Below are 11,775 nucleotides of genomic sequence, written 5' to 3' on the forward strand. Positions count from 1 at the left end.
CAAAAAAAAACCACCCGAAGGTGGTTTTTTTTACTCATCCTATCGAATTACGCTTGCGGGCGCATTGCAGGGAATAAGATCACGTCACGGATAGTGTGCGTGTTAGTCAGTAGCATAACCAAACGGTCGATACCGATACCTTGGCCTGCTGTTGGCGGTAGGCCGTGCTCTAGAGCAGTAATGTAGTCTGCATCGTAGAACATTGCTTCGTCGTCACCAGACTCTTTCGCTTCAACCTGTGCTTTAAAGCGTGCATCTTGGTCTTCAGCATCGTTAAGCTCTGAGAAACCGTTCGCTACTTCACGGCCACCGATAAAGAACTCAAAGCGGTCTGTAAAGAACGGGTTATCGTCGCTACGACGAGCCAACGGAGAAATATCTGCTGGGTAACCAGTGATGAACGTAGGCTGCATTAGCTTAGGTTCTGCTGTTTCACCAAAGATCTCTTCAAGAAGCTGACCACATGTCCAGAAAGGTTCTACTTCAACGTGAACAGATTTCGCGATAGAAACCATTAGATCACGGTTTTGTAGGTCTTCTTCTGTTAGCGCTTGGATTTGCGCGTGGTCTGGGTTGTAGTGCTTGATTGCTTCGAACATGCTCATACGAGTGTAAGTACCACCAAACTCAACCGTTTCATCACCGTAAGGCATTGACGTTGAACCTAGAACTTCTTGCGCCACTGAGCTTAGTAGTTCTTCAGTTAGGTCCATCAGATCTTTGTAGTCTGCGTACGCCATGTAGAATTCCATCATTGTGAATTCTGGGTTGTGGCGTGGAGAAAGGCCTTCGTTACGGAAGTTACGGTTGATTTCGAATACGCGATCAAAACCACCAACAACTAGACGCTTCAGGTATAGCTCTGGCGCGATACGTAGGTACATTGGCATGTCTAGTGCGTTGTGGTGCGTGATAAATGGACGCGCACTCGCACCGCCAGGGATAACGTGCATCATTGGCGTTTCAACTTCCATGAACTGCTTAGAGATCATGAAGTTGCGGATTGCAGACATTACTTTAGAACGTACTACGAACGCTTGACGAGAGTCTTCGTTAACGATCAGGTCAACGTAACGTTGGCGGTAACGCATCTCTTGGTCAGTTAGACCGTGGAACTTTTCTGGAAGTGGACGTAGTGCTTTGGTTAGCAACTCGTACTCTTCCATGTTCACGTATAGGTCACCTTTACCAGACTTATGAAGTGCACCTTTAACACCGATGATGTCACCGATATCTAGACCTTGGTATTTTTCTTTAAGTACTTTTTGAACCGCTTTGTCAGCGTAAGCTTGGATACGGCCAGAAGTTTCTTGAATTACCAAGAATGGACCACGTTTAGCCATGATACGGCCAGCGATTGCTACTACGTGGTTAAGCTCTTCTAGCTCTTCCTTCGTCTTTTCACCGAACTCTTTCTGAAGGTCGCCCGCTAGTGCGTCACGACGGAAGTCGTTTGGATGGCCGTTCGCTTTGCAGCTCTTTCGGATTGCATCCAGTTTAGCGCGGCGTTCAGCAATCAGCTTATTTTCTTCTAGTACAGTTTCGTTTTGAACAGCATCAGTCATTTTCGATGTATCCTGTTTTTGTCGGTGAAAAGCTTTATAGACCTGATTTCAGGCTAGCTTCAATAAATTTGTCCAGATCGCCATCAAGAACCGCTTGAGTATTACGGTTTTCAATGCCCGTACGGAGGTCCTTAATACGTGAGTCATCCAATACGTAAGAACGGATCTGGCTACCCCAGCCAATGTCAGACTTAGCGTCTTCATTAGCTTGTTTTTCCGCATTTTGCTTTTGCAATTCAAGCTCAAATAGCTTCGCTCGAAGCTGTTTCATTGCCTGATCTTTGTTCTTATGTTGAGAACGGTCATTCTGACACTGAACCACTGTGTTCGTAGGTACGTGCGTAATACGTACCGCAGATTCTGTGGTGTTTACGTGCTGACCACCTGCGCCTGACGCACGGTAAACGTCAATACGTAGGTCGGAAGGATTAATGTCGATGTCGATGTTTTCATCAATCTCTGGATAGATGAACGCAGAAGCAAATGACGTATGGCGACGACCGCCTGAATCGAACGGAGATTTACGAACAAGACGATGAACGCCCGTTTCAGTGCGTAACCAACCGTACGCATACTCACCAGAGATGCGAACTGTTGCCGACTTAAGACCCGCGACTTCACCTTCAGAGACTTCAATCACTTCAGCTTTGAAGCCCTTCGCTTCTGCCCAACGTAGGTACATACGCAGCAGCATGTTAGTCCAGTCTTGTGCTTCTGTACCACCAGAGCCAGCTTGCAAATCGATGTAACAATCAGAGCTATCGTGGTCTCCAGAGAACATACGACGGAATTCAAGCTTTTCTAGCTTCTCTTCCAACTCAGCAAGTTCTGGTTCAATTTCGTCAAATGTTTCTTGATCTTCTTCTTCTACAGCCAGCTCAAGAAGACCTTCTACATCTTCCACACCTTGCTCTAGTTGATCAATGGTTTCAACAACCGCTTCTAGTGATGCACGCTCTTTACCCAGTGCTTGCGCACGCTCAGGTTCGTTCCATACATCTGGTTGTTCAAGTTCTGCGTTGACTTCTTCTAGACGCTCTTTCTTCGCGTCATAGTCAAAGATACCCCCTCAGGACATTTGTGCGCTGAGACACGTCCTGCAGACGGTTTTTAATTGGATTGATTTCAAACATGTTTACTCAACATTTTAGAATAGAATTTAACCGAGAAATTCTACTGAAAAATGTGACCGAGATACAGGAAAATTTCGGATGAGAAATCAGATTGCGGTGAGAGAGAGCACGGTCATAAAATTTTACACCCACTTAGGGACAACCGTACTCTATAAGAAAGGTTAATCTAGGTATTACTTAGCTTCGATATGGCCGATCATCAATTGCAATGATTGATTACCACGAAATTCATTCACATCCAGCTTATACGCGAGACGTACTGTTTTAACCGATGCATCTGGCCATCGACGTAGATCAACATTGAATGCGATACCGTCGATCATCACATTGGTAGGGTGACCTTTATAAAGCGGCTCTAACATCAATTTAAGATGCTTCTCACCCACCAGCTTTTGATGCAGTACTTTAAACTCACCATCAAAGATTGGCTCTGGGAAAGCTTGTCCAAAAGGGCCACCCGATCGCAGCTGTTCAGCAACATGCATAGAGAACTCTTCCGGCTTAAGTTCGCCATCTGACATGATCACGCCTTTTAGCGCCGCTTCATCGAGTTCCTTTTTTACCACTTCATCAAACAAACGACTGAAACGCTCAAAATCCTGCTCTTTAATCGTTAAGCCTGCTGCCATGGCGTGTCCACCAAACTTGATGATCAAACCCGGGTTTTGCGTGTCGATGAAATCCAACGCATCGCGCATGTGTAGCCCCGGAATAGAACGACACGAGCCTTTAATCGTCCCTTCTCCGCCATCAGCAAATGCAATGACTGGACGGTGAAACTTCTCTTTAATACGCGAAGCCAAAATACCAATCACACCTTGATGCCAATCACGTTGGAACAAGGCTAGGCCATAAGGAAGCTCATTGCCTTCACCAAACTGAAGGCGCTCACAGAAAGCCATCGCTTCTTGCTTCATGCCTTCTTCAATCTCTTTACGTGTTTGGTTCAAGCCATCCAATTCACTTGCCATGCGACGAGCAGCGTGGATGTTGTTACACATCAGCAGTTCAACACCGAAAGACATGTCATCAAGACGACCTGCAGCGTTAATACGTGGACCTAAAGCAAAGCCAAAATCGGACGCAACTAAACGACGCGCATCGCGCTTCGCGACCTCAATTAACGCTTGGATGCCGGGACGCGCTTTGCCCGCACGAATACGTTGCAAACCTTGGTGTACAAGAATGCGGTTGTTTTCATCCAATGGAACGACGTCGGCGACGGTACCCAGTGCAACAAGGTCAATCAGTTCCATCAACTTGGGCTCTTGCATCCCCTGTTCTGCAAACCAATTGTGTTTTCGCATATGAACGCATAGTGCCATCATGAGATAAAACGCGACCCCCACACCCGCAAGCGCTTTAGATGGAAAGCTACAGCTCTCAAGGTTTGGGTTCACCATTGCATCCACATCAGGCAACACTTGTCCTGGCAAGTGGTGATCGGTAACAAGCACAGTAATGCCATTTTCTTTTGCGTAACGCACGCCTTCGATTGATGAGACGCCGTTATCCACCGTCATGATCATCTCAGCGCCAAGCTCTAAGGCTTGGTCAACGACTTCTGGACTTAACCCATAACCGTCTTCAAAACGATTTGGCACTAGGTAATCCACATTGTGACTACCAAGCATACGCAGCGCGAGTACTGATAATGCTGAGCTTGTCGCGCCATCAGCGTCAAAATCACCGACAACGATGATGCGTTTTTGTTCTTTTATCGCCTGAAACAAAAGATCGACAGCTTGCTCAATCCCCCCGAGTTTTTGATATGAATGCAACCCACGGGCCGACGTTTCTAATTGTGAAAGATCCGTTATCCCACGGTTGATGTAGATACGTTTAAGAATCGGAGGAATGGAATCAGGAAGAAGGGAAAGATCAGGTTCAGGACGTCGTTGAATTTCTATCATGCTTAAAAGAGCCGACAACTTTGCCGGCTCTGCTCCTAATGGATTATAGTTGCTTTAAACGTTTCAATAGCTCTGCAGGTGGTAGGTAGCCACCAACCATTTCGCCATTCGGTAAGAAGATTGCTGGCGTACCAGAAATACCCAATTGGCGACCTAGATTGTAATGCGCCTGGATGGTTTCTTTACACTGTTTCAAGTCTTTCGCAGGGTTATCAAATGTACGATTCACTTTCGCGTTGTGCATTGCCGACGCCGGATCTTCAGCACACCAAATCGTTGCCATTTGCTCTGCCACAGGGCCAGTTGCACCTTGGCGAGGGTAAGCCATGTAACGCACTGTAATACCTAGATCATTATAGCCTTGCATTTGGCTATGCAGACGCACACAGTAACCACATGTGATATCAGTGAATACGGTCACAACATACTTTTCATCGTCGGCTTTGTATTCGATCATGCTATCGGAGAACTGCGCAATTTTCTCGGCGTTAAGTGGCGCTTGACGCTCTGCTATGACATCTTTGTAACTGCCATCATCATTAATGGCATAAAGCGTACCGGCGATAAAATGGCTACCATCATTTGAAGCAAACAGGATCCCGCCATTGGTTTGAATTTCCAATAAGCCAGCGACGTCTGATGGTTGAATATCAACGATAGATAAACCAAGCTTTGAGAACTTAGTTTTTAATGCTGCTTCATCAAAGCCGCTTTGTGCAGCTGGCGCCACTTGTTGCGCAGGAGTCTCCGTTTGAGCCTGACTTTCTTCTGCACCACAAGCGGTAACAAAAAATGGTAAAGTCAGCAGAGTTAGTCGGCGTAATACGCTCATGAAATTCACCTTAATGTAAAATCGTTTTTCCAAGAAGACATGGATGAATCTAACCATTGTTATGCTCTTGGGTGGTGTTGACTGTGGATCTGCTTCAATCGTTCAGTCGCCACGTGAGTATAAATTTGCGTGGTCGATAAGTCACTATGTCCTAAAAGCATCTGTACGACCCTGAGATCTGCGCCATAGTTCAATAAATGCGTGGCAAAGGCATGACGCAGTACGTGCGGCGACAGCTGATCAGTATCAATCCCTGCTATCAAAGCATAGTACTTAATACGGTGCCAAAACGTCTGACGAGTCATTTGTCTTGCGCGTTTACTAGGAAAAACAATATCAGATGATGTATCACCAAGTAACGCAGGGCGCCCTTGTTGAATGAACGTCTCGATCCAATCGACCGCGTTTTCCCCCATAGGAACCAGACGTTCTTTACCACCTTTACCAGTCACGCGCACCACCCCTTGGCGCAAGCTAACATTTTCCATGGTCAAACTGACGAGCTCTGTCACACGCAACCCTGTCGCGTAGAGTAGCTCTAGCATCGCTTTATCGCGCAATTCTATAGGGTCATTCGGGTCTGGCGCTTCGAGCAACGCGTCCACTTGCTCTTCACTAATATCTTTGGGTAAACGTTGTGGCAGTTTAGGGCTAACCAAGAGCGCACTCGGGTCATCAGCACGCACCTTCTCACGATGCAGGTATTGAAATAAACGACGAATAGCCGACAACATACGCGCACGGGACGTCTGTTTGTAATCTAAGTCTACAAGGTGGCTTTGATATTCTTGCAAGCCAGACAAACTGATAAAATCAAGACGGTATCGATGTTTTTCCATCCACACGAGCAGCTTCATTAAATCGTTTCGGTAGGAAGCCAACGTGTTCTCTGATAGACCACGCTCCATCCACATCGCATCTAAGAATTGCTCAACAAGCGAAAAATCTTGTTGATTGACAGGCTGTTGTGCCGTCATGAATGCTTCCTTATCTGTTTATATTTACAGTATTTAGATTAAAGCACCTGCCAATCCAATACCATAAAAAATCATCCCACATAGGATATTCGCTGCAATCTTCCTCAATTTATGGTTAGAATCTTCCACAACAGCAACACAAATAACGACGAATATAATGAAAATCGGACTCTTTTACGGCTCAACGACCTGCTACACAGAAATGGCAGCAGAGAAAATTCGTACCCTTATTGGTGAAGACCTTGTCGACATTCACAATGTGAAAGAGACACCGTTATCACTAATGGCGGACTACGACTTATTACTCCTTGGCATCTCAACTTGGGATTTTGGTGAAATTCAAGAAGATTGGAACGCGATTTGGCAAGACATCGCGACCACACCACTGAAAGGCAAAGTTGTAGCGCTGTTTGGTCTGGGTGACCAAGAAGGTTACGGAGAGTGGTATTTAGATGCGATGGGCTTACTTCACGATGAATTACAAGCCACAGGCGCAACCTTTATCGGTTACTGGCCAAATGAAGGCTACGAATTTGAAGCATCGAAAGCACTGATCGAAGATGGCAGCAAGTTTGTTGGACTTGCGTTAGATGAAGACTCACAGTACGAACTGAGTGATGAACGCATCGAAAAATGGTGTGAACAAGTTCTTGTGGAATTCCACGACACGCTTTAATAGCGCAAACACGTCATCATTAAAAAGTAAAAAGCCCGATGAAGTAATTCATCGGGCTTTTTATTATCTTGATAACGCGAAGTGATTACGCGGTTTCTTGTGCTAGTTCTGGGCGAGGTTTCGCGATGAAGAACATGCACACGATAGCCGCAAATGTTGGAAGCACCCAACCCATGCCGACTTCGAATAGTGGCAACATGTTAAACGCAGAAACATCAATACCCGATACTTTTGCCGCATCAACCAACGCAAACAACAGAGATACAAGCAGTACCGCGCGGTAAGCAAAACGTGGATTTGGCAGTTTGCTGCGCACAAATGTTAGTGCAACCAACGCAATCGCCACAGGGTACAGCGCAAACAATACTGGCACTGACAGAGAAATCAGCTGTGCAAGACCAACGTTTGCAACCAATGCACAAACAGAACCATTAATCAGTACCCATTGCTTGTATGACAGTGGTGTTTTCGAGCTGAAGAAATCTGAACACGCAGAAATCAAGCCAATCGCGGTTGTCAGACACGCTAGCAATACGATGACAGACAGAACGATTTGACCGTATGGACCAAACAACGCTTGAACGTATTGGCTAAGCACTAGGCCACCATTATCAGCACCAGCAGCAACCGTTGCACTCGTCGCACCTAAGTAAAATAGTGAGATGTAAACAAACGCAAGACCAGCAGCAGCAATACAACCTGCATAGATCAGATATTTAGTAGTTGCAGAGCGCTCAGTAATGCCTTTACCGCGCAGTGCATCAACCATCAGCATACCAAACATCAATGACGCGAACGTATCCATTGTGTTGTAGCCTTCTAAGAAGCCTTTGGTCAGAGGCTGCGTTAGGTATTCACCGTGCGCGCCAATCATATCGCCCTGAGGATCAAGGAAGACAGCGACAGCAAGAATGATCAAACCAACGAACAATGCTGGTGTCAGTACTTTACCGATAAGATCGATCAAACGGCCTTGGAACCATGAGAACATCATCGCTGCGATAAAAAAGATCACTGAGAACGCTGTCAGATGCGTTTGTGATGCCTCAAGGAAGAAAGGTTTCACCGCCATCTCGTAAGCCACTAGGCCAGTACGAGGCGCTGCAAACGCAGGACCAATGATGATGAAAATCAGTGCAGCCATAAGAACTGCCGCTTTTTTCGGAAGATCTTGCGTCAAGTGATCCCAAGAACCACCAGCAACAGCAATAGCAACGATAGTAATAAGAGGTAGACCTACCGCTGTTAGCAAGAAACCAAACATAGCTGGCATTAAGTTTTCACCCGCTAACTGACCCGCTAGAGGTGGAAAGATAATATTGCCCGCACCTAAAAAGAACGCAAATAGCATAAAGCCTACTGCGATAATATCTGTTAGTTTTAACGTCTGCTTCACAGATAACCCTTGTCTTTTAATTAATGAATGTTGTGTATGCTTAGACCACTTTTTGTATACCTAAAGTCAATAAGTACACGTGGTTCAATCTATAAAATTTTCGCCGCATAATGACGAAATACTCATCATTTGGCAACCTTTAAGAAAAAAACACCATATTAATTTAGTTTTCAAACTTAAAAGCAGTGGATATAACCAGATCCAAATAACAGACCAGTTCTTTATCTCGATCAATTAACAATACAATTTAATAACCAACAAAACAACAATCTATACAATTAATAAACAATAGAGCAATCCACTTAATTATTGAGCAAATATAAAACAATCATGAAGAACAAAAAACTGAAAACTAAAGGCTTCAATTTTAAGCAATTTTGTATTGAGGGCGGCGAGAGTGGTATGCCAGTCAGCACAGATGGGGTAATGCTTGGTGCTTGGATTCAAAGCCCTAACGACGCTAAAATTCTCGATATTGGCACTGGCACTGGCCTGCTTGCCCTGATGTGTGCTCAACGCTTTACAGAAGCTCAAATAACCGCGGTCGATATCGAATTAACAGCCGTTGCTGCCGCGCAAAAAAATATGGCCCAGTCTCCTTGGTCAGATCGTGTAAGTGTGCATCACACCGACATACTGCACTTTACGCCGACACATCCATTCCAACGCATCATTTGTAACCCGCCCTACTTCAACAGCGGCGAGCAATCGAAACACAGTCAACGTGCAACCGCGAGGCACACTGATACGCTAGGCCATAACGCATTGCTACAGCGTTGCTATCATTTGCTTGATGACGAAGGGAGAGCTAGTTTTGTGTTGCCAATCACCGAAGGCGAGCAGTTCATTGAGCTAGCATTAAACCAAAGTTGGTATCTATCGCGGATCTGTCGTGTGCAACCATCAGAAAAGAAACCAGTACACCGACTGTTATTTGAACTGTCAAAACGACCTTGCGATTTGCAGACGTCACATTTAATTATCCGTTCAAATGACGGCTATAGTGATGATTTCATACAGTTAACTCGCGAGTTTTATCTTAAGATGTGAAATAACATGTGATCCTTATCACCAATCACTTTATAATGTGCGACCTTTTTGTATTCTATGCTGTTGTGGCGAACCATTAACCAAGCTTTGCTTGTGGAGAACTCATTGTGATCAGAACCTTTGCTGAACTTGATCTAGACCAAAACCTACTTGAAGCCATTGAAGAGATGGGTTACGAACGCCCAACAAAAATTCAGGCAGAAGCGATTCCACAAGCGTTGGACGGTCGTGACATTCTAGCGTCAGCGCCAACAGGAACTGGTAAAACGGCCGCCTTCGTCCTGCCAGCATTGCAATACTTGCAAGACTTCCCTCGTCGTAAGCCTGGGCCTGCGCGTATTTTGATCCTAACGCCTACTCGCGAACTGGCGATGCAAATTGCCGATCAAGCACGTGCTTTGGCAAAAAATACCAAACTCAACATTTTCACCATCACTGGTGGTGTTCAGTACCAAGAGCACGCCGACATCCTTGCAACAACACAAGACATTGTGGTTGCGACACCTGGCCGTTTAAAAGAATACATTGATGCAGAACGTTTTGATTGTCGTGCAATCGAATGGTTAATCCTTGATGAAGCAGACCGCATGCTAGATATGGGTTTTGCTCCTACTGTCGATCGCCTATCTAACGAATGTCGCTGGCGTAAGCAAACCCTTCTGTTCTCAGCAACGTTAGAAGGGAAAGGCGTAGAAGGCTTTACCGCTGATCTGTTGAATGACCCAGCAGAGATTGATGCAAAATCGCCGCTGCGTGAGCGTAAGAAAATTGCTCAGTGGTACCACCGAGCTGATGATGCTGAACACAAACTGGAATTACTAAAACACATTATTACTCAACAAGCTGAGCGCACTATCGTCTTTTTAAAGACTCGTGAGCGTTTGGCTGAGCTACGAGCGCAGCTTGAAAGTGCACAGATTCCATGTTCTTGGATTCAAGGTGAAATGCCGCAAGATCGTCGTAACAATGCGATTTCTCGCTTCCGCGATGGAACTGTGAACGTGCTGCTCGCGACGGACGTTGCTGCGCGTGGTATCGATCTTCCGGATGTATCACACGTTATCAACTACGACATGCCGCGCACGGCTGATGTTTACCTTCACCGTATCGGCCGTACGGCTCGCGCAGGTAAGAAAGGTAACGCTATCTCAATCGTAGAAGCACACGACCAACCAATGATGGATCGCGTTGCACGTTATGTGAAAGAAGACATCAAAGAGCGTTTCGTGAAAGAGATGCGTCCTAAACACAAAAAGCCTGTGTTTAAGAAGAAAAAGAAAAAAGACGACAAGAAAAAAGTAGCGAAAAAGAAAACCGCTAAGAAGAAGTAATCTTGTTGGGGCCAAGTAGCTCAAGCTAGAAAATAACAAAGGGTTGGCAATGCCAACCCTTTTTCGTTTGTGCTGATAGAGATTAACGTAGACTACGTCTCAATCAGCTTTATTTTTGCTCTTCGCGTTTAAATACTAACTCTGTTGGCGTCGATTCATCTTCCACAAAGTAGTAACCCACCGTATCAAACTTAGTCAGGTCTGCAACGCTCTCAACACGGTTTTCAATGATGTAACGCGCCATCATACCGCGCGCTTTCTTCGCGTAAAAACTGATGACCTTGTATTGACCATTCTTACAATCTTTGAATACTGGCGTGATCACTTGCGCATCTAAATTCTTTGGCTTAACCGCTTTAAAGTATTCATTTGATGCAAGGTTGATAAGGACATTATCACCTTGAGCAGAAATCGCTTCGTTAAGCTTGTCCGTAATAACATTGCCCCAAAACTGGTACAAGTTCGTACCTTTGTCGTTTGCAAGCTTGGTACCCATTTCAAGACGGTATGGCTGCATCAAATCAAGTGGTTTTAGTAAACCATAAAGACCCGATAGCATACGCAGATGATCTTGAGCATATTCGAAGTCCGCTTCAGATAAACTTTCGGCGTCTAGCCCTGTGTAAACGTCACCTTTAAATGCAAGAATGGCTTGTCGTGAGTTTTCAGTGGTAAACGTTTCACTCCACTCTTGGAATCGACCTACATTTAAATCGGCAATCTTGTCGCTCACTTTCATTAAAGAGGCAACATCAGCAGGAGTCAGTTTGCGGCAAACATCGATAAGCTCTTTTGAGTATTCGACCAACTCAGGTTGAGTAAATTTTTCTGTCGCTAACGGAGACTCGTAATCAAGAGTCTTCGCTGGAGAAACTACGATAAGCATGACTTTCCCTTCTCTA

General features: G+C 45.3%; 10 protein-coding genes. 3 read left to right on the forward strand and 7 right to left on the reverse strand.

Annotation, left to right across the window (positions count from 1 at the left end):
* Positions 1-47: 47 nt before the first annotated feature.
* From lysS to xerD, 5 genes are all read right to left on the reverse strand, one after another.
* Complete coding sequence (gene lysS / locus R7Q48_RS18455; RefSeq protein WP_005382861.1) at positions 48-1,565, reverse strand: lysine--tRNA ligase; 1,518 nt, start codon at positions 1,563-1,565, stop codon at positions 48-50.
* Positions 1,566-1,599: 34 nt separating this feature from the next.
* Positions 1,600-2,698, reverse strand: a protein-coding gene (prfB, locus tag R7Q48_RS18460; RefSeq protein WP_100068604.1) for a peptide chain release factor 2 whose coding sequence is annotated in 2 segments (ribosomal slippage) — positions 1,600-2,622 and positions 2,624-2,698 — 1,098 coding nt in all. Because the reading frame shifts where the segments join, the coding sequence is not laid out codon by codon here.
* Between the two features lie 173 nt (positions 2,699-2,871).
* Positions 2,872-4,611, reverse strand: coding sequence for a single-stranded-DNA-specific exonuclease RecJ (gene recJ, locus R7Q48_RS18465; protein ID WP_318132403.1), 1,740 nt, complete (start codon positions 4,609-4,611; stop codon positions 2,872-2,874).
* A gap of 43 nt (positions 4,612-4,654) precedes the next feature.
* On the reverse strand, positions 4,655-5,443 hold the full coding sequence (dsbC, locus tag R7Q48_RS18470) for a bifunctional protein-disulfide isomerase/oxidoreductase DsbC (RefSeq protein ID WP_005381786.1): 789 nt from the start codon (positions 5,441-5,443) through the stop codon (positions 4,655-4,657).
* A gap of 59 nt (positions 5,444-5,502) precedes the next feature.
* Positions 5,503-6,420, reverse strand: a complete 918-nt coding sequence (gene xerD / locus R7Q48_RS18475; RefSeq protein ID WP_005381788.1) for a site-specific tyrosine recombinase XerD — start codon at positions 6,418-6,420, stop codon at positions 5,503-5,505.
* A 157-nt stretch (positions 6,421-6,577) separates the two neighbouring features.
* Here xerD and fldB point away from each other — a divergent pair, with 157 nt between their 5' ends.
* Positions 6,578-7,096 carry a flavodoxin FldB gene (fldB, locus tag R7Q48_RS18480; RefSeq protein WP_005381790.1) on the forward strand — a complete coding sequence of 173 codons (519 nt, stop codon included), beginning with the start codon at positions 6,578-6,580 and terminating at the stop codon, positions 7,094-7,096.
* Between the two features lie 85 nt (positions 7,097-7,181).
* Here fldB and brnQ read toward each other — a convergent pair whose 3' ends face one another.
* Complete coding sequence (gene brnQ, locus R7Q48_RS18485) at positions 7,182-8,492, reverse strand: branched-chain amino acid transport system II carrier protein (RefSeq protein WP_005381792.1); 1,311 nt, start codon at positions 8,490-8,492, stop codon at positions 7,182-7,184.
* A gap of 330 nt (positions 8,493-8,822) precedes the next feature.
* On the opposite strand from brnQ, the gene R7Q48_RS18490 reads away from it, so the two are divergent.
* Together R7Q48_RS18490 and srmB are read left to right on the forward strand one after the other, a co-directional pair.
* Entirely contained in the window at positions 8,823-9,542 is a 720-nt protein-coding gene (locus tag R7Q48_RS18490) for a tRNA1(Val) (adenine(37)-N6)-methyltransferase (protein WP_017635070.1), read from the forward strand.
* A gap of 107 nt (positions 9,543-9,649) precedes the next feature.
* Positions 9,650-10,873, forward strand: a complete 1,224-nt coding sequence (srmB, locus tag R7Q48_RS18495; RefSeq protein ID WP_005381797.1) for an ATP-dependent RNA helicase SrmB — start codon at positions 9,650-9,652, stop codon at positions 10,871-10,873.
* 109 nt (positions 10,874-10,982) lie between these two features.
* Here the strand turns inward: srmB and yaaA are convergent, their stop codons facing one another.
* The gene (yaaA, locus tag R7Q48_RS18500) at positions 10,983-11,759 is read right to left on the reverse strand and encodes a peroxide stress protein YaaA (protein WP_017821506.1); all 777 of its coding nucleotides are present in this window, start codon (positions 11,757-11,759) and stop codon (positions 10,983-10,985) included.
* Positions 11,760-11,775 lie beyond the last annotated feature (16 nt).

It is taken from the genome of Vibrio sp. 378, from assembly GCF_033339435.1.

What these genes read in the sequence shown, in the direction of transcription:
- xerD (WP_005381788.1), bottom strand. Translation starts at nt 6,420, where the DNA reads ATGACGGCACAACAGCCTGTCAATCAACAAGATTTTTCGCTTGTTGAG.
- dsbC (WP_005381786.1), bottom strand. Translation starts at nt 5,443, where the DNA reads ATGAGCGTATTACGCCGACTAACTCTGCTGACTTTACCATTTTTTGTT.
- R7Q48_RS18490 (WP_017635070.1), top strand. Translation starts at nt 8,823, where the DNA reads ATGAAGAACAAAAAACTGAAAACTAAAGGCTTCAATTTTAAGCAATTT.
- recJ (WP_318132403.1), bottom strand. Translation starts at nt 4,611, where the DNA reads ATGATAGAAATTCAACGACGTCCTGAACCTGATCTTTCCCTTCTTCCT.
- fldB (WP_005381790.1), top strand. Translation starts at nt 6,578, where the DNA reads ATGAAAATCGGACTCTTTTACGGCTCAACGACCTGCTACACAGAAATG.
- lysS (WP_005382861.1), bottom strand. Translation starts at nt 1,565, where the DNA reads ATGACTGATGCTGTTCAAAACGAAACTGTACTAGAAGAAAATAAGCTG.
- yaaA (WP_017821506.1), bottom strand. Translation starts at nt 11,759, where the DNA reads ATGCTTATCGTAGTTTCTCCAGCGAAGACTCTTGATTACGAGTCTCCG.